The 23,424-nt window shown below is 52.7% G+C and carries 19 protein-coding genes and 4 pseudogenes; 18 read left to right on the forward strand and 5 right to left on the reverse strand.

Annotated features, from left to right (window positions below; all coding sequences use genetic code 11):
- The first annotated feature begins 24 nt into the window (after positions 1 to 24).
- The 12 genes and pseudogenes from mutL (at position 25) to O3W44_RS14775 (ending at position 14,431) form a co-directional block, all read left to right on the forward strand.
- Positions 25 to 1,868 (forward strand): annotated as a pseudogene (gene mutL, locus O3W44_RS14720) (DNA mismatch repair endonuclease MutL).
- Positions 1,861 to 2,810: pseudogene (gene miaA / locus O3W44_RS14725) on the forward strand (tRNA (adenosine(37)-N6)-dimethylallyltransferase MiaA). The pseudogenes mutL and miaA overlap by 8 nt, the downstream one beginning before the upstream one ends.
- 103 nt (positions 2,811 to 2,913) lie before the next feature.
- Positions 2,914 to 3,225, forward strand: a complete 312-nt coding sequence (gene hfq, locus O3W44_RS14730; RefSeq protein WP_269293643.1) for an RNA chaperone Hfq — start codon at positions 2,914 to 2,916, stop codon at positions 3,223 to 3,225.
- A 77-nt stretch (positions 3,226 to 3,302) separates the two neighbouring features.
- Positions 3,303 to 4,586, forward strand: a complete 1,284-nt coding sequence (gene hflX / locus O3W44_RS14735; RefSeq protein WP_269293644.1) for a ribosome rescue GTPase HflX — start codon at positions 3,303 to 3,305, stop codon at positions 4,584 to 4,586.
- A gap of 227 nt (positions 4,587 to 4,813) precedes the next feature.
- On the forward strand, positions 4,814 to 6,052 hold the full coding sequence (gene hflK, locus O3W44_RS14740) for an FtsH protease activity modulator HflK (protein WP_269293645.1): 1,239 nt from the start codon (positions 4,814 to 4,816) through the stop codon (positions 6,050 to 6,052).
- Positions 6,053 to 6,075: 23 nt separating this feature from the next.
- Complete coding sequence (gene hflC / locus O3W44_RS14745; RefSeq protein ID WP_269293646.1) at positions 6,076 to 7,059, forward strand: protease modulator HflC; 984 nt, start codon at positions 6,076 to 6,078, stop codon at positions 7,057 to 7,059.
- A gap of 55 nt (positions 7,060 to 7,114) precedes the next feature.
- Positions 7,115 to 7,315 carry a DUF2065 domain-containing protein gene (locus O3W44_RS14750; RefSeq protein ID WP_269293647.1) on the forward strand — a complete coding sequence of 67 codons (201 nt, stop codon included), beginning with the start codon at positions 7,115 to 7,117 and terminating at the stop codon, positions 7,313 to 7,315.
- A gap of 166 nt (positions 7,316 to 7,481) precedes the next feature.
- Positions 7,482 to 8,780: an adenylosuccinate synthase gene (locus O3W44_RS14755; protein ID WP_269293648.1), complete on the forward strand. Its 1,299-nt coding sequence runs from the start codon at positions 7,482 to 7,484 to the stop codon at positions 8,778 to 8,780.
- Between the two features lie 225 nt (positions 8,781 to 9,005).
- On the forward strand, positions 9,006 to 9,449 hold the full coding sequence (gene nsrR / locus O3W44_RS14760; RefSeq protein WP_269293649.1) for a nitric oxide-sensing transcriptional repressor NsrR: 444 nt from the start codon (positions 9,006 to 9,008) through the stop codon (positions 9,447 to 9,449).
- 16 nt (positions 9,450 to 9,465) lie between these two features.
- Positions 9,466 to 11,894: pseudogene (gene rnr, locus O3W44_RS14765) on the forward strand (ribonuclease R).
- 74 nt (positions 11,895 to 11,968) lie between these two features.
- A complete protein-coding gene (gene rlmB, locus O3W44_RS14770) occupies positions 11,969 to 12,703 on the forward strand; it encodes a 23S rRNA (guanosine(2251)-2'-O)-methyltransferase RlmB (RefSeq protein WP_269293650.1) in 735 nt (244 codons plus the stop codon).
- Between the two features lie 99 nt (positions 12,704 to 12,802).
- Complete coding sequence (locus O3W44_RS14775) at positions 12,803 to 14,431, forward strand: isovaleryl-CoA dehydrogenase (RefSeq protein WP_269293652.1); 1,629 nt, start codon at positions 12,803 to 12,805, stop codon at positions 14,429 to 14,431.
- Here the strand turns inward: O3W44_RS14775 and bsmA are convergent.
- Together bsmA and O3W44_RS14785 are read right to left on the reverse strand one after the other, a co-directional pair.
- On the reverse strand, positions 14,405 to 14,731 hold the full coding sequence (gene bsmA, locus O3W44_RS14780; protein ID WP_269293653.1) for a biofilm peroxide resistance protein BsmA: 327 nt from the start codon (positions 14,729 to 14,731) through the stop codon (positions 14,405 to 14,407). The two genes, O3W44_RS14775 and bsmA, sit on opposite strands and share 27 nt — an antisense overlap.
- 53 nt (positions 14,732 to 14,784) lie before the next feature.
- The gene (locus O3W44_RS14785) at positions 14,785 to 16,716 is read right to left on the reverse strand and encodes a methyl-accepting chemotaxis protein (RefSeq protein WP_269293654.1); all 1,932 of its coding nucleotides are present in this window, start codon (positions 16,714 to 16,716) and stop codon (positions 14,785 to 14,787) included.
- A gap of 160 nt (positions 16,717 to 16,876) precedes the next feature.
- On the opposite strand from O3W44_RS14785, the gene yjfP reads away from it, so the two are divergent.
- A complete protein-coding gene (yjfP, locus tag O3W44_RS14790; protein WP_269293655.1) occupies positions 16,877 to 17,752 on the forward strand; it encodes an esterase in 876 nt (291 codons plus the stop codon).
- Here yjfP and O3W44_RS14795 read toward each other — a convergent pair.
- Positions 17,673 to 17,879: a hypothetical protein gene (locus O3W44_RS14795; protein WP_269293656.1), complete on the reverse strand. Its 207-nt coding sequence runs from the start codon at positions 17,877 to 17,879 to the stop codon at positions 17,673 to 17,675. The two genes, yjfP and O3W44_RS14795, sit on opposite strands and share 80 nt — an antisense overlap.
- 385 nt (positions 17,880 to 18,264) lie before the next feature.
- Between O3W44_RS14795 and rpsF the strand changes: the two genes are divergently transcribed.
- Genes rpsF through rplI form a run of 4 tightly spaced genes read left to right on the forward strand, consistent with a single transcriptional unit; the run spans position 18,265 to position 19,705 of the window.
- Positions 18,265 to 18,660, forward strand: a complete 396-nt coding sequence (gene rpsF, locus O3W44_RS14800; protein ID WP_128600449.1) for a 30S ribosomal protein S6 — start codon at positions 18,265 to 18,267, stop codon at positions 18,658 to 18,660.
- A 6-nt stretch (positions 18,661 to 18,666) separates the two neighbouring features.
- Positions 18,667 to 18,984: a primosomal replication protein N gene (gene priB, locus O3W44_RS14805; RefSeq protein ID WP_193405713.1), complete on the forward strand. Its 318-nt coding sequence runs from the start codon at positions 18,667 to 18,669 to the stop codon at positions 18,982 to 18,984.
- A gap of 4 nt (positions 18,985 to 18,988) precedes the next feature.
- The gene (gene rpsR, locus O3W44_RS14810; RefSeq protein WP_000135199.1) at positions 18,989 to 19,216 is read left to right on the forward strand and encodes a 30S ribosomal protein S18; all 228 of its coding nucleotides are present in this window, start codon (positions 18,989 to 18,991) and stop codon (positions 19,214 to 19,216) included.
- Between the two features lie 39 nt (positions 19,217 to 19,255).
- A complete protein-coding gene (gene rplI / locus O3W44_RS14815; protein WP_269293657.1) occupies positions 19,256 to 19,705 on the forward strand; it encodes a 50S ribosomal protein L9 in 450 nt (149 codons plus the stop codon).
- 49 nt (positions 19,706 to 19,754) lie between these two features.
- Here the strand turns inward: rplI and O3W44_RS14820 are convergent.
- Positions 19,755 to 20,413, reverse strand: a pseudogene (locus tag O3W44_RS14820) (LysM-like peptidoglycan-binding domain-containing protein).
- Positions 20,414 to 20,633: 220 nt separating this feature from the next.
- Between O3W44_RS14820 and fklB the strand changes: the two are divergent.
- Complete coding sequence (gene fklB, locus O3W44_RS14825; RefSeq protein ID WP_269293659.1) at positions 20,634 to 21,254, forward strand: FKBP-type peptidyl-prolyl cis-trans isomerase; 621 nt, start codon at positions 20,634 to 20,636, stop codon at positions 21,252 to 21,254.
- 36 nt (positions 21,255 to 21,290) lie between these two features.
- Here the strand turns inward: fklB and O3W44_RS14830 are convergent, their stop codons facing one another.
- Positions 21,291 to 23,228, reverse strand: a complete 1,938-nt coding sequence (locus O3W44_RS14830) for a bifunctional 2',3'-cyclic-nucleotide 2'-phosphodiesterase/3'-nucleotidase (RefSeq protein WP_269293660.1) — start codon at positions 23,226 to 23,228, stop codon at positions 21,291 to 21,293.
- Positions 23,229 to 23,424: the final 196 nt, after the last annotated feature.

Consider the following 23,424-nt stretch of genomic DNA (forward strand, 5'->3'; position numbering starts at 1 on the left):
CTGCCAGTTAAAAGGATATCCACCATGCCGATACAAATTTTACCGCCACAACTGGCTAACCAGATTGCGGCGGGTGAAGTGGTTGAGCGTCCTGCGTCGGTGGTAAAAGAGCTGGTGGAAAACAGCCTCGACGCCGGTGCGACACGCATCGAAGTTGATATTGAAAAGGGCGGCGCCAAACTCATTCGTATCCGCGATAACGGCTGCGGCATTCACAAAGCTGAGCTGGCAATGGCGCTGGCACGTCACGCCACCAGTAAAATTGCTTCGCTTGACGATCTGGAAGCGATCATGAGCCTTGGCTTTCGTGGCGAAGCCCTGGCCAGTATCAGCTCCGTTTCGCGTTTAACGCTGACATCGCGTACCGCTGAACAGAATGAGGCCTGGCAGGCTTACGCGGAAGGGCGCGATATGGATGTCACGGTCAAACCCGCAGCGCATCCATGCGGCACCACGCTGGAAGTGCTCGACCTGTTCTACAACACGCCCGCGCGCCGTAAATTCATGCGCACCGAAAAAACCGAATTCAACCACATCGATGAAGTGATTCGCCGTATTGCACTCGCACGCTTTGATGTTGCGATCTCGCTCAGTCATAACGGCAAGCTAATGCGTCAGTATCGCGCCGTGACGGATGAAAAGCAGCGCGAGCGCCGTTTAGGCGCGATTTGCGGCACTACGTTTATGCAGCATGCGCTGCGCATTGACTGGCAGCATGACGACCTTGCGCTGCGCGGCTGGGTTGCCGATCCAAAGGGTTCTCGTCAGGTCAGTGAGTTACAGTATTGCTACGTTAACGGGCGCATGATGCGCGATAAGCTGATCAATCATGCCATTCGTCAGGCGTTTCAAACGCAGTTACAGGACGATCAGCAGCCAGCTTACGTGCTCTATCTGGAGATCGATCCGCATCAGGTGGATGTCAATGTGCATCCGGCAAAGCATGAGGTGCGCTTTCATCAGTCCCGGCTGGTGCACGATTTTATTTATCAGGGTGTGATGAGTGTACTGCAAGCGAGCGCAGCCCCTGTTTTGCCGACCTTGCAGGCTGAAGATAAAGAGCCTGCGCCGCGCTGGCAGCAGGAGAATCGGCAGGCTGCGGGAAGAAATCATTTTCCCAGCCTGCCCCAGGACGCAGTGGAAACGCCCCCGCGCCCGGCTGGCAGGCAAAAGAGAACAGCTACAGCAAGCGTGAAGGTAACGTTTATCAGCAGTTACTGAAAACCCCGACGGTTAGTGCGCCAGAGCCTGTTTCGCCTTCGGCAGAACCTGCGCCGCGTCCGGCAATAAAAGAGTCGCCTTTAGCCGCGCACGCACAGAGTTTTGGCCGGGTTTTAACGGTGGTGCAAAATCAGTATGCGCTGTTAGAGCAAGATGAAAAGCTGATGCTGATGGCGTTACCGGTTGCGGCGCGCTGGCTAAAACAGGCGCAGTTACAACCGGGTGAAAACGGCTTAAAACCGCAGCCGCTGTTAATTCCGGTACGCATGAAATTCGAGGCGCCTGAGCGGAAAGCTGCAAAGGAAAATGCCAGTCTTCTCAGTGAGATGGGAATTGATTTGCAGCCAGAAGGCGATCGTGTGACGCTACGCGCGGTGCCTTTACCATTACGAACACAAAATTTACAAATCTTGATTCCTGAACTGTTAGGCTATCTGGCCCGACAGCAGGAGAACTCTGCTACGCAGCTGGCGCAATGGCTGGCGCGACGAGAACCAGCAGAGGCTCCAAACTGGAATCACTCGCAGGCGATTACATTGTTGGCGGAGTTAGAACGACTTTGCCCGCAATTATTAAAATCGCCGCCTTCAGGCTTATTACAGGCCCTTGAAATTGAGAGCGCGATCAACGCATTGAAGCATGAGTGAACGAAACCAGGCTGGCCGGCCTAAGGCTATTTTTTTGATGGGACCCACTGCTTCAGGCAAAACTGCTTTGGCGATTGAACTGCGTAAGCATTTGCCTGTGGAACTTATCAGCGTAGATTCTGCCTTAATCTATCGTCAGATGGATATTGGCACGGCGAAACCGTCGGCTGAGGAGTTAGCATTGGCGCCCCATCGTTTGCTAGACATCCGCGATCCCAGCGAAGCCTATTCGGCCGCAGAGTTTCGACGTGATGCGTTAGCCGAAATGGCGGATATCGTTCAGCATGGACGTATTCCGCTGCTTGTTGGTGGAACCATGCTCTACTTCAAGGCGTTACTGGAAGGATTGTCGCCGTTGCCCTCGGCCGATCCCGACGTTCGTCAGCGGATAGAGCAAATGGCGCGTGAAAAAGGGTGGGAAGCCTTACACCGTCAACTGTGTGAAATCGATCCGGTTGCAGGTAGTCGTATTCATCCGAATGATCCGCAGAGACTTTCGCGAGCACTGGAAGTTTTTTTATTTCGGGTAAAACTTTAACGGAACTGACAAAAACGTCCGGTGAAGCGTTACCCTACGACGTGTATCAGTTTGCCATCGCCCCCGCGAACCGCGAACTGCTACACCAGCGCATCGCGTTACGTTTTGAACAGATGTTAGCGTCAGGATTTGAAGCGGAGTCTCGGGCCCTGTTCGCACGAGGTGATTTGCATACGGATATGCCTTCCATTCGTTGTGTGGGTTATCGACAGATGTGGTCTTATTTAGCTGGCGAAATCGATTACAACGAGATGGTTTATCGGGGAATTTGCGCGACCCGGCAACTTGCTAAGCGCCAAATCACCTGGTTACGCGGCTGGGAAAATGTTCACTGGTTAGAGAGTGACGAACCCCAGTTAGCGCGTGATACGGTGCTACAGGTTCTTAGTGCGAAGCATGGGTGATTGTGTACAATTGGCTGGTTATCGTGCGCAAATTTTTACGCAGTTTTTTCAGAACCATAGGTTCTACAAGTAACAAACAACAAGCATATAAGGAAAAGATAGAATGGCTAAGGGGCAATCATTACAAGACCCGTTTTTGAACGCACTGCGTCGTGAACGTGTTCCGGTTTCGATTTATTTGGTCAACGGTATTAAACTGCAAGGTCAGATTGAGTCATTTGATCAGTTCGTAATTTTGTTGAAAAACACGGTAAGTCAGATGGTTTACAAGCACGCCATTTCTACCGTGGTTCCATCGCGCCCGGTTTCTCACCATAGCAACAATACCGGTGGTGGCAGCAATAATTACCATCATGGCGGCAGCAATCCATCTGCGCAGCCACAGCCACAACAAGACGGTGATAACGCAGAGTAAAGCGTCACCGTACAGCCAGGGCTGGAGAGCATAGTTCGTTTTCCGTCCTGGTCTTTTATTTTTAGCGAGGTTATAGCTTGTTTGACCGTTATGATGCCGGTGAGCAGGCCGTACTGGTACACATCTGGTTCTCCCAAGACAAAGAGATAGAAGATTTACAGGAGTTTGAAACCCTGGTTTCTTCTGCTGGCGTCGATGCACTGCAAGTGATTACTGGCAGTCGTAAAGCGCCACATCCCAAATATTTTGTCGGTGAAGGAAAGGCCGTTGAAATTGCCGATGCGGTGAAATCAAGTGGAGCATCGGTCGTATTATTCGATCATGCTTTAACGCCCGCTCAGGAACGAAACCTGGAGCGTATATGCGAATGCCGTGTGATTGATCGCACAGGCTTAATCCTTGATATTTTTGCCCAACGCGCTCGCACTCACGAAGGTAAATTGCAGGTCGAGTTGGCACAGCTTCGCCATCTGGCTACGCGCCTGGTGCGTGGCTGGACTCACCTTGAGCGCCAAAAAGGCGGTATCGGCTTGCGTGGTCCGGGTGAAACACAGCTTGAAACTGACCGTCGCTTGTTGCGTGGTCGCATTAGCCAAATTCTTTCCCGTCTTGAACGCGTTGAAAAACAGCGCGAGCAGGGACGACAAGCGCGCGCTAAAGCCGATGTGTCGACCGTTTCGCTGGTTGGTTATACCAACGCCGGTAAATCTACCCTGTTTAACGCAATGACATCCGCCAATGTGTACGCTGCGGATCAACTGTTTGCAACCCTCGATCCTACCTTACGTCGCCTGAACGTGGCAGATGTCGGTGAGGTCGTGTTAGCGGATACGGTGGGTTTTATTCGTCATTTGCCGCACGATTTGGTGGCAGCATTTAAGGCGACGCTGCAGGAAACACGTCAGGCTGCGTTGCTGCTCCACGTTATTGATGGCGCGGATGTTCGGGTAAACGAGAACATCGAAGCCGTCGATACCGTGCTGGAAGAAATTGAAGCGAACGATATTCCTGTACTGTTGGTTATGAATAAGATCGATATGCTCGACAGTTTTGAGCCGCGTATCGATCGTAATGAAGAAAACCTGCCTGTTCGCGTCTGGCTCTCGGCTCAGACCGGGGCGGGAATTCCTTTGTTGTGGCAGGCGCTGTCGGAGCGTTTGTCGGGTGAAATTGCCCAATATGAATTATGTCTGCCACCCGACGATGCGGGGCGCTTGCGCAGCCGCTTCTACCAGTCGCAGGCGATTGAAAAAGAGTGGAATGAAGAAGACGGCAGTGTAAGTTTACAGATTCGAATGCCAATTGTTGACTGGCGCCGTTTATGTAAACAGGAACCGTCGCTGACCAGTTACATTGTTTGATATTGCCCAACGCATTTACCTGAGAAATTGACGATTGTTGCGACGAAGGTTGCCAGCCTCAAGATGCAAGATTGACCCGAGTATTTCGGATTGCAGCAAGGCGGCAACTGAGCAAGTCCCCTGGAGCCTACATCAGTAGGTAACAGGGGCGTGTGAAGGCAGCCAACACAGCTGCAATCCGAAAGATGACGGGTAAAAACCGCTTATACAATAAATGGAGTAGAAACATGGCGTGGAATCAGCCCGGAAATAACGGACAGGACCGCGACCCGTGGGGAAGCAGCAATAATCAAGGCGGCAACTCTGGGGGAAATAAAGGAGGTCGAGATAAAGGACCACCTGATCTGGATGATATCTTCCGTAAGCTGAGCAAGAAGCTCGGTGGACTGGGCGGTGGCAAACAGAGTGACAATGGCCAACGTGGCTCAGGCAGCGGCGGCAAAATTATTGGCATTGTGGCTGTTGCTGCTGTGGTCATCTGGGCCGCTAGCGGATTCTACACCATTAAAGAAGCGGAACGTGGCGTCGTGACGCGCTTCGGTAAATTCAGCCACTTGGTTGAACCAGGTCTGAACTGGAAGCCGACATTTATCGATCAGGTTCGTGCCGTTAACGTTGAAGCGGTGCGTGAACTGGCTGCATCAGGCGTGATGTTGACCTCGGACGAAAACGTGGTGCGCGTTGAAATGAACGTGCAGTACCGCGTAACGGATCCTGAGCGTTACCTCTATGCCGTGACCAGTGCTGATGACAGCCTGCGTCAGGCAACGGACAGTGCCCTGCGCGGCGTGATTGGCCGCTCAACCATGGACCGCATCCTGACAGAAGGTCGTACCGTGGTGCGTAGTGAAACGCAGCGTGAGATCGATGAAACAATTCGCCCTTACAATATGGGCATAGCGGTACTGGACGTTAACTTCCAGGCCGCGCGTCCGCCAGAAGAAGTGAAATCTGCATTTGACGATGCGATTGCCGCGCGTGAAAACCGTGAACAATACGTACGTGAAGCTGAAGCATATGCTAACGAAGTGCAGCCTCGTGCTAACGGTCGGGCGCAGCGTATTCTTGAAGAAGCACGAGCTTATAAAGAGCGCACCGTTCTGGAAGCGCAGGGTGAAGTGGCGCGTTTCGCCAAAATTCTGCCGGAGTACAAAGCTGCGCCAGAAATTACCAAAGAGCGTCTCTATATTGAAACCATGGAACGTGTACTGAGCCATACGCGCAAAGTGCTGGTTAACGACCGTGGCAATAACCTGATGGTGCTGCCGCTTGATCAACTGATGCGTGGCATGCAGTCATCAACCGGACAAAGTGGGCAAAAAGGCAGCAGTTCGTCCGCTTTACCGCCGCTTTCTGACCGCAGTGCCAGCCGTAGTGACAGCTCGTCATACAGTCCAGACAGCATCATGGATCAGCGTCGGGCCAATGCTCTGCGCAACGATACCCAGCGCGAAGGGAGAGAGTAATCGATGCGTAAGTCCATAGTCTTTTGTTAATTGTCGTGCTGGTGGTGCTTTATGCGTCACTGTTTGTGGTGCAGGAAGGCCAGCGTGGCATTGTGCTGCGTTTCGGCAAAGTTTTGCGTGATGATGAAAACAAGCCGCAGGTTTACTCACCGGGCCTGCATTTCAAGATTCCGTTTATTGAAACGGTTAAATCTCTGGATGCACGTATTCAAACCATGGATAACCAGGCCGATCGCTTTGTCACTAAAGAGAAAAAAGATCTGATCGTCGATTCCTACATTAAATGGCGCATCAGTGATTTCAGCCGTTATTACCTGGCAACAGGCGGCGGTGACGTTTCTCAGGCTGAAGTATTGCTGAAGCGTAAGTTCAGTGACCGTCTGCGTTCTGAAATGGGACGTCTGGATGTTAAAGATATCGTAACTGACTCACGTGGTCGTTTAACCACTGATGTACGCGATGCCCTGAACACCGGTAGCGCAGGTGGCGACGATGAAATCGCGACACCGGCTGCCGATGATGCGATTGCCAATGCGGCAGCACGCGTTGAGCGTGAAACCAACAGTAATGAACCTGCGCCAAACCCAAACAGTATGGCAGCGTTAGGTATTCAGGTTGTTGATGTGCGCATCAAGCAGATCAACCTGCCGACCGAAGTCTCAGACGCTATCTTCAACCGTATGCGCGCTGAGCGTGAAGCGGTAGCGCGCAGTCAGCGTTCACAGGGTCAGGAAGAGGCAGAGAAATTGCGTGCTCAGGCTGATTATCAGGTAACGCGTACGCTCGCCGAAGCGCAGCGTGAAGCACTGATTACGCGCGGTGATGGTGATGCAGAAGCGGCGAAACTATTTGCTAATTCATTCAGCCAGGATCCCGATTTTTACGCCTTTATCCGCAGCCTGCGCGCTTACGAAAATAGCTTTAATGAAAATCAGGACGTCATGGTGTTGAGTCCAGACAGCGACTTCTTCCGATATATGAAAGCGCCCTCTAACGCCACACGTTAAGAACTGATATAACCTACAGGCCGACAATTTTGTCGGCCTTTTTTGGACGATCAGAATGAACACAAGTATCTGGATGGCGTTAGCTTTGGTGTTAGTGCTGGAAGGGTTGGGACCGATGTTTATGCCTCGTGTCTGGCGACGTATGCTTCAGTCGATGACGCAGCTGCCCGATCGCCTGTTGCATCGCTTTGGCGGTGGCTTAGTGGTCGCCGGGGTCGTGATTTATTGTATGTTAAGTCTGCATGGCAATGTGTAGCGAGAAAGGTATCACCGCTTAAATTGTGCTTTGAAAGGTCATTATCCCCAACATGTTGTAGTGATCAAAACTCAGGCAAAAAAGCGCGCAATCGTATGCTAAAAGTGCTGAAAGCGGCTGGATCAGATGGTAGAATCCATTTTTAAGCAATCGGTGATTTTGAGAAATGGGTAAGAACGTCGTCGTACTGGGCACCCAATGGGGTGACGAAGGTAAAGGTAAGATTGTAGACCTTCTGACTGAACGCGCGAATTACGTTGTGCGTTATCAAGGCGGCCACAATGCGGGCCACACACTTGTCATCAACGGTGAAAAAACCGTCCTCCACTTAATCCCTTCTGGCATTCTGCGTGACAACGTTACCAGCATTATTGGTAATGGCGTGGTTCTCTCTCCTGAAGCATTAATGAAAGAGATGAAAGGCCTGGAAGAGCGTGGAATTCCGGTACGCGAACGTCTGCTGATTTCTGAAGCTTGCCCGTTGATTCTGCAATATCACGTTGCCATGGATATGGCGCGTGAAAAAGCACGTGGCGCGAAAGCGATCGGCACCACCGGTCGTGGCATCGGCCCAGCGTACGAAGATAAAGTTGCGCGCCGCGCTCTGCGTGTGAGCGATCTTTTCAATAAAGAAACTTTTGCAGCCAAGCTGAAAGAAGTGGTGGATTACTACAACTTCCAGCTGGTGCATTACTACAAAGAAGATGCGGTCGACTACGACAAAGTGCTGAATGATGTGATGGCAGTTGCTGACATCCTGACCAGCATGGTTGTTGACGTTTCAGAACTGCTGGATGGCGCGCGCAAGCGTGGCGATCTGATTATGTTCGAAGGTGCGCAAGGCACTTTGTTGGACATCGATCACGGTACATATCCGTATGTTACTTCGTCTAACACCACCGCAGGCGGCGTTGCGACCGGTTCTGGCATTGGCCCGCGTTACGTTGATTACGTGCTGGGCATTGTCAAAGCCTACTCTACTCGCGTGGGTGCAGGTCCGTTCCCGACCGAACTGTTTGATGAAACCGGTGAATTCCTGTGTGCGAAAGGCAACGAATTCGGTGCGACTACCGGTCGTCGTCGTCGTACTGGCTGGTTAGATGCCGTTGCAGTACGCCGCGCGGTACAGATCAACTCACTGTCAGGTTTCTGCATGACCAAGCTGGACGTGCTGGATGGCCTGGAAGAAGTGAAAATCTGTGTGGCTTACCGTATGCCTGACGGCAGCGAAGTCACCACCACGCCGTTGGCTGCTGAAAACTGGGAAGGCATTGAGCCAATCTATGAATCAATGCCGGGCTGGAGCGAAACCACTTTTGGCGTGAAAACGCTGGAAGGCTTACCGCAGGCAGCGCGCGACTACATCAAGCGTGTTGAAGAAGTGACTGGCGTTCCGGTTGATATTATTTCAACAGGCCCCGATCGCAGCGAAACGATGATTCTGCGCGATCCATTCGACGCATAATCACGCAAAGGCCGGACACTGTCCGGCCTTTGTTTTTCCGTTCCCGACTTGCCGCCAATTATCCCTTCGCTTGCCAAATTACCTCCTGGCTTAAAAAAACGCCCAGCCAATCAGAGTCTGGTTTATCATCTTACGTAATCGCGAAGCGAACCGGGTTAAGACTAAAATTCGTTACCAGGCTGACGAGCGAATCAATGCAATGTTAAATGATTCAGCGAGGTTAATGTGCAGCTGACAAGTTTTACCGATTATGGTCTCAGGGCGTTGATATACATGGCGACGTTGCCGGAAGGCAAACAGACCAGCATTACGGAAGTCACTGAGATTTACGGCGTGTCGCGTAATCACATGGTTAAAATCATTAACCAACTCAGCAGGCTGGGTTTTGTGGCGGCCACCCGTGGGAAAAATGGAGGCATTCGCCTGGGCATAAAGGCGAATCAAATTGTCATTGGTGACGTCGTACGCAAGATGGAGCCGCTACAATTAGTGGATTGCAGCGCCTGTGTTATTACGCCCGCCTGCCGTCTGAGAAAAGCGTTATATGACGCGGTGCAGCTATTTTTAAAAGAGCTTGATCGCTATACGCTGGCGGATCTGGTTGATGGCAATAGCCCTTTATATGAAATCATATTGTCCGAACCGCCGGTGGCAATAAATATTAAATGACATCGGAGGAACCGTTATGTCAAAAGATCCTTATCAGGATAGAGAAGCTGAAAAATACGAAAACCCGATCCCAAGCCGGGAGTTTATCCTGGCATTATTAGAAAAGCGTGAAAAGCCCGCCAGCCGCGATGAGCTGGCGCAAGAAATGAATCTGCAAGACGAAGAGCATCTTGAGGCGTTGCGTCGTCGTTTACGTGCGATGGAGCGCGATGGACAGCTCGTTTTTACCCGTCGTCAGTGTTATGCCCTGCCGGAACGCCTTGATTTACTGCGTGGCAAAGTCATTGGTCACCGTGATGGTTACGGCTTTTTGCGCGTTGAAGGGCAAAAGACGATCTTTATCTCTCTGCTGAGCAGATGAAATTCTGCATGCACGGTGATGTGATTCTGGCGCAACCGCTGGGCGCAGACCGTAAAGGACGCCGCGAAGCGCGCGTGGTGCGCGTGCAAGAGCCGCGTAATAATCAAATCGTTGGGCGCTACTTCACCGATGCGGGCGCTGGTTTTGTCGTACCAGACGATAGTCGTCTGAGTTTCGATATCCTTATTCCGCCTGAAGAAACCATGAATGCGCGCATGGGAACGGTGGTGGTGGTTGAGCTGATTCAACGCCCAACGCGCCGTACTAAAGCTATCGGTAAAGTCGCCGAAATTCTGGGCGATGACATGGGCACCAGCCTGGCCGTTGATATGGCGCTGCGTACCCACGAGATCCCTCACACCTGGCCGCCAGAAGTTGAAAAACAGGTCAGTAAGCTGAGCGAAGACGTCCCGGAAGAGGCCAAACAGGGACGCGTTGATTTACGCCAGCTTCCACTGGTGACCATTGATGGCGAAGATGCCCGCGATTTCGACGATGCGGTGTACTGCGAGAAAAAGCGCGGCGGCGGCTGGCGTTTATGGGTTGCTATTGCCGATGTCAGCTATTACGTTCGCCCAGGCACACCACTCGACAATGAAGCACATCAGCGTGGCACGTCCGTTTACTTCCCTTCGCAGGTTGTTCCTATGCTGCCGGAAGTACTCTCTAACGGCCTCTGTTCGCTTAACCCGCAGGTTGATCGCTTGTGTATGGTGTGCGAAATGACCGTGTCGGCCAGAGGCAAGCTCACCGGCTTCAGACATTACGAAGCGGTCATGAATTCGCATGCGCGCCTGACCTACACCAAAGTGTGGAATATTTTGCAGGGCAATGAAGAACTGCGCGAGCAATATGCACCGCTGGTTAAAGATCTGGAAGAGCTGCATAACATGTATCAGGCGCTGGAAACCGCGCGTGAAGAGCGTGGCGGCATCTCGTTTGAAACAGAAGAAGCGAAGTTTATCTTCAATGCCGAGCGCCGGATTGAGCGTGTTGAGCGCGCTTCACGCAACGATGCGCATAAGCTGATCGAAGAGTGCATGATTCTGGCTAACATCGCCTCAGCGCGTTTTGTTGAGAAGAATGAAGAACCGGCTCTGTTCCGCGATCACGATCGCCCCAGCGACGACAGCATTAAAAGCTTCCGCACCGTTTTAAACGAGCTGGGACTCAGCTTGCCGGGGGAAATAAGCCGCAGCCGATAGATTATGCTGCCTTGCTGGAGCAGGTTGCGGATCGCCCGGATGCAGAAATGTTACAAACCATGCTGCTGCGCTCGATGAAGCAGGCCGTATATGATCCGGAAAACCGTGGTCACTTTGGCCTCGCGCTGGCTTCCTATGCACACTTCACTTCACCGATTCGCCGTTACCCGGATTTACTGCTGCACCGCGCCATCAAATACCTGCTGGCTAAAGAGCAGGGCGAAGTGAAAAGCCTCACCACGGAAACGGGCGGCTATCACTACGAAATGCAGCAAATGTTGCAGTTGGGGCAGCACTGCTCACTGACGGAACGCCGTGCAGATGAAGCCACACGCGATGTTGCGGACTGGCTGAAGTGCGACTTCATGCAGGATCAGGTCGGTAATGTGTTTAACGGTGTGATCTCCAGTGTTACCGGTTTCGGTTTCTTTGTGCGTCTGAACGATCTGTTTATCGATGGTTTAGTACACGTTTCATCGCTCGACAATGATTACTACCGTTTTGATCCGGTGGGTCAGCGTCTGGTTGGCGAATCCGGTGGTCGTACCTATCGTCTCGGTGATGCGGTAGAAGTGCGTGTTGAAGCGGTACACATGGATGAACGTAAAATCGATTTTGCTTTGATCTCCAGCCAACGCCAGCCGCGTGGCGAAGGCAAAACTGCACGCGATCGGGCAAAACGTGAAGGCAAAGCGCCGCCGAAGCGCCGTCGCGATCTGAGCAAAAAAGGGACTTTCGAGCCGGACTCTGCCTTCCGGGGGGTAAGAAGAAGTCCGCAGCGACGAAGACAGAAAAAAGCAAAAAGTGTCGGAAAAAACCCGTAAAATCGCCGCCGCCACGAAGGCTAAGCGCGCCACGAAGAAGGCAAAACCTCTCTGATGCGCGTTCAGGCCCTCTCTCATGTGAGAAAGGGCCTGTTGTAATCCATTCATTCCCAACCACTGAGCAGATTGATGAGCGAAATAATTTTTGGTATCCATGCCGTGCAGGCGCTGCTGGAGCGCGATCCACAACGTTTCCAGGAAGTCTTTATTCTCAAAGGCCGCGACGATCGTCGCCTGCAACCGCTGGTGACCGCGCTGGAAGCTCAGGGGATCGTGATCCAACTGGCAAACCGTCAATGGCTCGACAGCCAGGTTGAAGGCAGTGTGCATCAGGGCATCGTGGCACGCGTGAAGCCGGGACGTCAGTATCAGGAAGGCGATCTGCCGGATCTGTTACAAAGTCTGGAAAAACCGTTTTTGCTGGTGCTCGATGGCGTTACCGATCCCCATAATCTGGGTGCCTGCTTGCGTAGTGCAGATGCTGCGGGCGTGCATGCGGTGATTGTGCCGAAAGATCGGTCAGCATCGTTAAACGCCACGGCGAAAAAGGTCGCCAGTGGTGCAGCAGAAAACGTGCCGTTGATTCGCGTCACCAATCTGGCGCGCACGCTGCGCCTGTTGCAGGAATATAACATTTGGGTCGTCGGCACTGCGGGCGAAGCCGATCATACGGTGTTTCAAAGCAAAATGACTGGCCCAATGGCGCTGGTGATGGGGGCTGAAGGCGAAGGCATGCGTCGACTGACCCGTGAACACTGTGACGAGCTGATTAGCATTCCGATGGCGGGCAGCGTTTCTTCCCTGAATGTTTCTGTCGCAACTGGCGTCTGTCTGTTTGAAGCAGTGCGTCAACGCAGCCTTTAATTCCCGGACGGCGTGATCGCCGCCGCAAAAGTGTTTCTGTACCAGGCATAACTGCACGTCGCTCCCATAATTAGGAAGTGACATCCGCGAGGAGTAGTTATGACCTGGACAACCCACACTGTTTTCAATCAGCCGCAACCCCTGGCCAACAGCAATTTATTTCTGTCCGATACGCCATTGTGCGACGCGTTACTTCGTGAAGGCGGAGAATGGGATCGTGAATGGCTGGCCTCGGTAGGTATGCAACTCGGCAGTGCCGAATCGCTGGAGTTAGGCAGGCTGGCTAACGCCGAACCGCCTGAACTGTTGCGCTACGATGCGCGCGGTGTTCGGCTGGACGAAGTGCGCTTTCATCCTGCCTGGCACTTGCTGATGCAGGGCGTCTGCGCCAGTCGCTTGCACAATCTTACCTGGCAACCTGATGTGCGTGAGCGCGCCAGCGTGGCACGCGCGGCACGTTTTATCCTGCATGCACAAGTGGAAGCCGGCACGCTTTGCCCCGTTACCATGACGCACGCTGCTATTCCGCTGTTGCAAAGTTATCTTCCTCAAACTTTTGAAGGCTGGCGCGATCCCCTACTCAGCGATCGCTACGATACGCATGCTCAGCCTGGCGATCAAAAACGCGGATTGCTGATTGGTATGGGAATGACAGAGAAGCAGGGCGGTAGCGATGTGCTAACCAATACCACGCGCGCAGAACCGCTAGGGGCGCGCGGTCCCGGTGAAGCCTATCGCATTGTGGGGCACAAATGGTTTTTCTCGGTGCCGCAAAGCGATGCCCACTTGATTCTGGCGCAAACCCAGCATGGTTTGAGCTGCTTCTTCCTGCCGCGCCTGCTGCCAGACGGCACACGTAATGCCATTTTTATCGAGCGCCTCAAAGATAAATTAGGCAATCGCTCGAACGCCAGCAGCGAAGTGGAATTCAAAGATGCCACCGGCTGGTTGCTGGGCGAAGAAGGCGAAGGCGTGCGGCTGATCCTTAAAATGGGCGGCATGACGCGCTTCGATTGCGCGCTCGGCAGCCACGGCCAGATGCGGCGCGCGTTCTCCGTCGCGCTGTATCATGCGCACCAGCGCCAGGTAATGGGTAAAAACCTGGTGGATCAACCGTTGATGCGCCAGGTGCTGGCGACTCAGGCGTTGCAGCTAGAGGGACAAACCGCGCTACTGCTACGACTCGCTCGGGCGTGGGCACAGCCTGCCCAGCCGCATGAAGCCGGTTTTGCCCGGTTGTTTACCCCCGCAGCGAAATATGTCATCTGCAAGGCAGGCATGCCTTTTGTGGCGGAATCGATGGAAGTAACAGGCGGTATCGGCTATTGCGAAGAGAGCGAGCTTGCGCGGCTGTTTCGGGATATGCCGGTCAACAGTATCTGGGAAGGTGCGGGCAATGTGATGTGCCTTGATGTCTTGCGGGTGCTGGCAAAGCAGCCCGGCATGATGGAAATGTTGAATCAGGAATTTGATGCTGTAAAAGGCAGTAATCGGCATTTTGATACACGCTGGCGTCAGCTAAAACTGCGGTTGGGGAAAGCGCAGGAGGCGCAGGCGCGTGAGTTAACCTCTAACCTGTTACAACTGGCGACGGCTGCGCAATTGCTGAAATATGCAGAGCCGCCAATTGCAGATGCCTGGTGCTTACAGTGGATCGATCAGCGCGGATCGCGTCCGTTAGAACATGCGCTGACCGATCGTTTACTTCTGCGTGCCAGTGGCAGTTGAGGCACCATACAAAATGGCTGTGCTGTACCACAGGCCTGGCATTACCGTTTCACTGAGCATCACAATTTGGTAATAGGTTGCCCCGGCCCGATTCGCCTGCGCAGCAATTTCACGTTCGGCATCATCCGGTGAACCACGCACGTTGACACTAATGTTGCCGATCTTTGGCAAACCGTTGCTTTGGTCGCGCGAAATTTCTTGCGCCTGGCTGGTGGGAGCGGGCGGCGCCTTTGGCGTATTCTGAAATGCTGCACAGCTACTCAGGAGCAGGCTTAAAGCCAGAAAATAAGCGTAACGCATAGCTGATCCTTAGTTGGGACGATGGTTTAAGTGTAAGCTAACGTCCCATAAGATCACGATTTGAGGTTAAAAACGCTCACTAATTGTGTCAGATGATGCCCTTTCTGGCTCAGATTCTGAGCGGTGCTTTCTGCCTGCGCCACCAGGTCGCTGTTCTGATGCGTTGCCTGACTGATCTGGTTCATCGCCAGATTGACCTGACCAATCCCCGCCGCCTGCTGCTGCGCAGCAACGTTAATTTCACCCATCAGCGCCTGAACCTGCTCAATGTGCGTCACGATGTTCACCATCGCTTCACGCGTTTGCTCCGACAAGGTATGGCCTTCCGACACATTTTTGATTGAAGTCGCAATCAAACCCTCAATCTCTTTAGCGGCCTGCGCCGATCGTTGTGCCAGCGCACGCACTTCGGCGGCAACCACGGCAAAGCCTCGACCATGTTCACCGGCACGCGCCGCTTCGACCGCCGCATTAAGCGCCAGAATATTGGTCTGAAAAGCAATTGACTCGATTACATGCGTTATATCGGCAATGCTCTGCGAAGAAATTTTGATGGCTGACATTGTATTAACGGAGTGCACTACAGTTTTACTGCCGTGATTAACCATACTGTTCGCTTCTGAAACCAGTGCCATGGCCTGACGTAAACTGTCAGCGGTGTGCTCCACTGTGGCGCCAAACTGCTCCATGCTGGCGGAGGTTTCTTCAACACTGCTCGCCTGGCGGCTAATCTGGGCGCTGATATCCAGACTGCTGGCCGCGATAGTGTCGGTGCCGTCGCTAATCTCCTGCGCCGCGCCGCGCACCTGAGCAACAATTTTCTCTAAACCGTCGCCGATGCCGTTAATCGCATTCACCAGCTGTCCGACTTCATCTTTACGTTGGGTATCAAGATGAAACTGTAAATTTCCCGCCGCGTATTGTTCCGCCAGCTGAATAACCTGCTGCAACGGCTGAGTAATCGCCCGACGGCTGTACCAGACAAAGCCAGGCGCAAAGAGCATTACTAACAGCAGGCCAGTGATCATAAACACGTTACGGCTATGAATAATCGGTGCCAGCAGGCTGGCGCGGCTGACTTCACCAACAATTATCCAGTTCCAGTCAGGCAACTGCTGCCAGGCCAGTATTTTATTTTCACCTGCAACCTCGGCTTCCAGAATGCCTTGTGGCTGCGTCAGTAGCTGCTGCTGAACCGCCTTGTCCCATGTTGGCAGATCGCCTTCATGTTGCTTATCGAACAGATACTGGCCCTGTGCTTTTCCTGGCGTACCGTTCAGAACATAGAAATGACCACTTTCACCCAGACGACGCGCCAGCACTTTTTCGCGCATTAGAGCGTACTGATTATCAATTTGCACACCCACAAACAGGATGGCGATTACCGTGCCGCTGTCATCTTTCACGGGTTGATACTGGGTGATATAACGATGACCAAACAGCGTGGCGAGACCGCGATAAATTTCGCCCTGGTTAATCTGTTTCCAGGCGGCGCTGCTGCGATCCAGCTGCGTACCGATTGCCCGACTGCCGTCCTCTTTCTTCAGTGATGTCGAAATACGAATAAAATCATCACCGTCACGCACAAAAATCGTCGACACGGCGGCAGTCCGTTCTGTGAAATCATCTACTGAGGTCTGATCAAGATTGAGGGTTTTCAGTCCGGCTCGCAGCGTGGGGGTTGAAAATTCACCGACCTGAATGCGGGAACTTTCGTCACGGCTAAAGCGTTTTGGCAGAAAGCTGGTGAAAAGACGGGTGTAATTACTGACTTCTTCGGTCAGAGTGGCGTTAAACATCGTCGCCATTTCGCTAATGCCTTGCACCTGATTGTGCATATCATCCATCGCCAGGCTTTCCAGCTGACGAGAAGCATTGTGGCTTTGAGTCAGTGTCAGCACGAGCAAAAGCAGCGCAACGCTGAGAGACGTCAGTACAGACAGCTTCACTCCAAGACTCAGGCCGCTGAGAGAGAGACGCTTCATAAATTACCTTAAGGTTATGTTAGGAGGGTACAAGATCAACGGCAGGGCGCGAGAAAAGTTTAGTGTTGCAATTATTTAAATGAAATGTGAACAGGCTCGCATTTCAATCGGCAGAACGTACACTTGAATGGCAAGTCTTAACCATCACGCAGGAGGGAGCATGATTGAACTTAATACGGAAACGTTCGCGGGCATTGAATGCCTTCACGCAGCACCTGCGGGCCAGCGCCACGCCCGGTTGCCAACCGTACTGTTTCACCACGGATTCACCTCATCAAAAGACGTTTATGCCTATTTTGCCGTGGCGTTAGCGCAGGCGGGTTTTCGTGCGGTGATGCCTGATGCTGATATGCATGGCGCGCGCTATAACGGCGATGCCGAATACCGACAGAGCCATTTTTGGGACATTCTCAGACAAAACATTGATGATGTGCCGCACCTGGAAGCGGCGCTGCGCGAAAAAGATCTGATTGCTGAAGCGCGTTTTGCGGTGGCAGGCGCGTCAATGGGCGGTATGACCGCTTTGGGTGCAATGGCGCGTTATCCGCAAATTCATAGCGTCGCCTGTATGATGGGATCGGGCTATTTTATGCAGCTGAGCCAGACGCTGTTTCCGCCGCTGGTGGCACGCACACCGGAACAAAAAACACAGTTCGCCGAACGCATGGCTCCGCTGGCGGGTTACGATCCCTGCATGATGCTGGACAAGCTGGCTAACCGGCCGCTGTTACTCTGGCATGGTGAAGCTGATGAAGTTGTGCCGTTTGCTGAAACCACACGGCTTACGAACGCCCTGCGTGAACAGGGACGGGATAGCCATCTGACGTCGCTGTCAGAGAAATATATCGGCCACAAGATTACCCCGTCCGGTCTCACGGCGCTGGTGACTTTTTCAAACATTATTTATAACGAAATCGGGCTGATAGCACGCCACCAGCCCGTTACGTTACAGGGCATCACATCTGGTTCGATAACCGTTCCGCCGCACTACTGCTGGCACTGGCATGAATACTGCCCGGCGCATCCAGTCGATTAACGTAAACATAGCCTGAAGCCGCGTTGCTAGTATTACTTCTTATCTGCTGCGCACAGTCAGCACTGCTGGCAAGAGCGGGTGGAGACAGGAAGAGACCCAGTAAAGTGGCGATGACGAACGTTTTCATGCTCGACTCCTCACTACAGGGAAAACACTCTGCTGGACGCCAACACGCTAACCTTGACGTCTGTATAAAGTTTAGTGCTTCGCTAATATGACGCCAACCGGCACTATTGAACGTCTTTATCAGTCCTGTTGAACAATCCCGGTCCAACCGCTTGTATTTCCTCTGATAGCACAAAATGCGCCAGCTTTTGGCACGCTACGCCAGATTTGATGAAATGTGCGCTTGAGTTTAATGGGTTACATCAGTATGATTACGCGTCAATTTTTCAGCCGCATTCTCAGGCGGTGTCCCGTGATAAATGGGGCACTGGCTATAACGTTCCTTGCTTCCACGGGCCGCGGTTGACCCTGACAGGAGGCTGAATAATCCGTAAGGAGCAATTTCGATGCGTCATTACGAAATCGTATTTATGGTCCATCCTGACCAAAGCGAACAGGTTCCGGGCATGATCGAGCGTTACACTGGTGCTATCACTGGTGCTCAGGGCACGATCCACCGTCTGGAAGACTGGGGCCGCCGTCAGCTGGCTTACCCGATCAACAAACTGCACAAAGCACACTACGTTCTGCTGAACGTTGAAGCGCCGCAGGAAGTGATCGATGAGCTGGAAACGAACTTCCGCTTCAACGACGCCGTTATCCGTAGCATGGTTATGCGCGTTAAACACGCGGTAACTGAAGCATCACCGATGGTTAAAGCGAAAGACGAGCGTCGTGAGCGCCGCGAAGACTTCGCTAACGAATCCGCTGATGACTCAGATGCTGGGGATTCTGAAGAGTAATCCATCGTGACGGTTAATCGACTGCGTTTGTCTGGCACGGTGTGCAAGACGCCGGTTCGAAAAATTAGCCCGTCAGGAATTCCTCACTGTCAGTTTGTGCTAGAGCACCGCTCAGTGCAGGAGGAGGCCGGATTTCACCGGCAAGCCTGGTGTCGGATGCCGGTGATTATCAGCGGCAGCACCCATCAGGTGATTACTCAACATATAACGGTCGGCACGCAACTCATTCTCGAAGGTTTCATTAGCTGTCATCAGGCACGCAATGGACAGAGTAAAATGGTGTTACATGCCGAGCAGATTGAATTGATAGATTCTGGAGACTAGCCAAATGGCACGTTATTTCCGTCGTCGCAAGTTCTGCCGTTTCACCGCGGAAGGCGTTCAAGAGATCGATTATAAAGATATCGCAACGCTGAAAAACTACATCACTGAAAGCGGCAAGATCGTACCGAGCCGTATCACCGGTACTCGCGCAAAATACCAGCGTCAGCTGGCTCGTGCTATCAAGCGCGCGCGTTACCTGTCTCTGCTGCCGTACACTGATCGTCATCAGTAATCGGCCGCTGTCCATTAACGACTTTAAGAGGATAAGGTAATGCAAGTTATTCTGCTTGATAAAGTAGCAAACCTGGGCAGCCTGGGTGATCAGGTTAACGTTAAAGCGGGCTACGCTCGTAACTTCCTGGTACCACAGGGTAAAGCTGTTCCTGCTACTAAGAAAAACGTTGAATTCTTCGAAGCACGTCGTGCAGAACTGGAAGCCAAACTGGCTGACGTTCTGTCTGCAGCTAATGCTCGCGCTGAGAAAATCAATGCACTGGGCACCGTTACCATCGCGTCTAAAGCAGGCGACGAAGGTAAACTGTTCGGTTCCATCGGTACTCGCGACATCGCTGACGCTGTAACTGCAGCTGGCGTTGAAGTGGCTAAGAGCGAAGTTCGCCTGCCGAACGGCGTTCTACGCACCACCGGTGAGCACGAAGTGGACTTCCAGGTTCACAGCGAAGTATTCGCGAAACTGATCGTGAAAGTAGTGACTGAGTAATTTATTACTGAGTTATGCAGAAACGCCGGCCCTGTGCCGGCGTTTTTGTTTATTGGGCGCGGATAAAGTTGCCGTCCGGTTGACGGGTAAACAAAACCGGGCCGTTTGCGCCATCAACGGTTAATCCGGTGACTACACCTTCTGCGTTCTGACGAATCTTCACCCGTTGACCACTTTGCAGCGTACTGAGCGGCTGATCGTTTCCTTCCACGCGCGCCATAGCAAACACATCATTCACTGGCAGGTCGTTGTCACGAAACAGCTGTGCCAGCGTCTGGCCTGATGCTACGGTATAACTGCGCCACGCGCCCTGAGAATCAGCCTTCGTCTGCGTTGGCTGCTGTGCAGGTACGTTATTGTATATATCTGCCTGTAATGGCACATCTTTCTCCGCCGTTGGGGGGCAGGTCGTTCTACCGGATATTGCGGCGTGCTTGTTGGCCAGAGAAAGGCCAGTAAGACCACCAGTAACGCGATGACGATGCCGCGACGATGGGGAGCGGGGAGCGGATCCATCCAGCGAATATGATCCGTTAAATGCCAGAGGCGATAAAGCCAGGTGGGCAAGCGGGATGACGCGTCTGAAGCCATTCGTGGTTCCTCCTCTCCGGCAGAATGCTGCGGCGTGCGCGCAGGCAGCCAGGCTTGCAACCGGGATAAAATACGCGGTGTGCGCTTCCTGCGGCGTCGTGGGGCGATCTGGCCCATAATTTCTCTCTTTATTCAGCGTGACTAACAAGGTTAACCTTGTCGATAGTTATAGTATGGGCAATGCGGGCGGGAAGTGCCTGCCAGCATTGATAAATTTGACCTGCGTATTGTTTCTCTTTCATCACGAAAAGTCATCTTTGATGCAGGGCATTTTACGCCAGCGGCCTGCGCTGCTATGCTGCCGGTTCGAATTTATCCGAGAGTGAAAGGAACGAAGATGACAACCCCTTCTTTCGACAGCGTCGAAGCACAAGCAAGTTATGGTATTGGTTTACAGGTTGGCCAGCAGTTGCAGGAATCTGGCCTGCAGGGGCTGCAGCCAGAAGCACTGCTCGCGGGCCTGCGCGACGCGCTGGAAGGGAACTCGCCGGCAGTTCCGGTTGATGTGGTACATCGCGCCCTGCGTGAAGTCCACGAGCGCGCTGAAGGCGTGCGCCGTGAGCGCACTGAAGCTATGGCAGCACAAGGCCAGGCGTTCCTGACTGAATATGCGCAGCGCGAAGGCGTGAGCAGCACCGAATCGGGTTTGCAGTTCAGCGTAATCACTCAAGGCGATGGCCCAATCCCTTCTCGTCAGGATCGCGTACGCGTTCACTATACGGGCAAGCTGATCGACGGCACCGTGTTTGACAGCTCGGTTGCACGCGGCGAGCCAGCAGAATTCCCGGTAAGCGGCGTGATTGCCGGTTGGATTGAAGCGTTAACCCTGATGCCAGTTGGCTCAAAGTGGGAACTGGTGATCCCGCACAACCTCGCTTACGGCGAGCGTGGCGCTGGCGCATCCATCCCACCATTCAGCACCCTGGTATTTGAAGTGGAACTGCTGGAAATCCTGTAAAACTTAAGGGCGACCATTACGTCGCCCTTATCTCTCTTATTTCTGCAAATCTACCTGCCACAAAGCAAAGCCAATATCATCGCTGCCTTTGGGCTGCATGGGATATTGTGCGTGCTGCTGAATAAAGCCAGTAGCTTTATCTCCTGGCGCGGTTTCAAAACGGATATCCAGTGGAACAGCTGTCATTATCGGGGCCAGCCGCCAGTTGTTATCCGCCTGCGGTTGCACTTCCCCCTGTTTTTTTGTTTCCGCACTGATATAGGCGGCAACGACAGAGCGGTTCTCATCAGGTGAGGCGAACGCAACATAGCTATCGCCAGTACCTGCAAACTTGCCGCCATAAGCGCGATAATTATTCGTCGCGACGAGGAAAGTCGCGTTTGGAGCAACCGGCTTGCCTTGCCAGGTAAGCTGTTTAATACGCGAAGCGTCAGGGTTTATCATCTGGCATTCCGCGTCGTAGCGCGCCGGTTGCGTCACATCAATCTGATAGTTCACCCCGTCAATGACATCGAAGTTGTAGGTGCGAAAACCCCAGTTAATCAAAGATTGCGGTTTGCTGCTGTTGGTATCAATTTGATTAAACTGTCCTGCCGAACACTCCAGCCACTCTTTTACCTGGGCTCCGTTGATTTTCATGACGACCAGCGTGTTGGGGTAAAGATAGAGATCGGCTGCGTTACGGAAGGTGAGTGGGCCTTTTTCCACTTCAACATAACTGGCAGGATCGTTTTTGCGTCCACCCGCTTTAAAGGGTGCGGCAGCAGAGAGCACGGGCAAACGTCCTAAATCAGGATCGCCCTGAATAAAATGTTCAACATACGCGCGCTGGGCATTGTTAACAATTTGCACTGTCGGATCGTCCTGCACCAGCGACAAATAGCTGTACATGACATCCGCAGATTTTCCGATGGGTTTAGCGACAAATTCCCGCGTGGCACGATGGTCATCAGCCAGCAGGTTAACTAACGCCGCATCTTCGGCGGCCAGCGACTTTTTCTGCGCTGTATCATAAATTGGGCGCGCTTCGGCTTTTGCCTCACTCACCTGCCAGCGACCGCTGTGGTTATTTAACACCAAATCAATGATGCCAAGATGATCGCCCCACATACCCGGCATCACGGCAGGAATACCGTTTAGCTTACCGTTAGCGATATCCGCCCCTTTAACGGCCGCGAAATCTTTGCTGGGGAAAACCGCATGTGCATGACCAAACAGGAGCGCGTCAATGCCCGCAACCTGGCTGAGATAGTAAACTGAGTTTTCCGCCATGGCGTGATAAGGCTCGCTGCTCAGGCCTGAATGAGCAACAGCGATAATGACATCAGCGCCCTGGGCACGCATTTCCGGCACATAACGGCGTGCCGTTTCTGTGATGTCCTCAACCCGGACTTTGCCTTGCAGGTTCGTTCTGTCCCACACCATGATTTGTGGCGGCACAAAGCCAATGTAGCCAATCTTAAGGGTCTGAAGTTTGCCGTCTCGATCAACGACAGCGGTGGGTTTAATCAGATAAGGTGTAAACATCGGCTTACCGCTTTTTATCTCGATCACGTTGGCGTTGATATAAGGGAAGCGCGCGCCGGAGAGTGCCTTTTTCAGGTAAGGCAGGCCATAGTTGAACTCATGATTGCCGAGATTTCCAACGCTGTAATTCAGCGTATTCATCGCTTTATAGATGGGATGAATTTCGCCCTCTTTTAATCCTTTCGCTGCCATGTAATCACCCAGCGGGCTGCCCTGGATAATGTCACCATTATCGATTAACACGCTGTTTGGCGCTTCCTGCCGGGCAGCATGAATCAGAGTTGCGGTGCGTACCAGACCAAACTTCTCGGTTGGCGTATCCTTATAGTAATCGAAATCCATCATGTTGCTGTGCAGATCGGTGGTTTCCAGTATGCGCAAATCCACGCTTGCTGCCTGTAGCGCGCTGGAAAAGCCAAGCGCCAGTAACATCACATGCTTCAACATGCTTTCTCCTGCGGGTAAAAACAGTAGGCTCTCAAATTAATGTAAATGCCTGATGAAGGGTCAGATTAAATCGTGATGGATATAACGTTTTGACGCATTTGGAACGCTGCTCGCAGATTTAAGATTTTGGCGCGACGCCACAAGCATGGCGATGAGGTATGAACTATGATATTGATATATCTATGAAATGCTCCAC

Origin of the sequence: Pantoea sp. LMR881 (genome assembly GCF_027157825.1) — a bacterium.
Taxonomy (GTDB): domain Bacteria; phylum Pseudomonadota; class Gammaproteobacteria; order Enterobacterales; family Enterobacteriaceae; genus Pantoea; species Pantoea haifensis.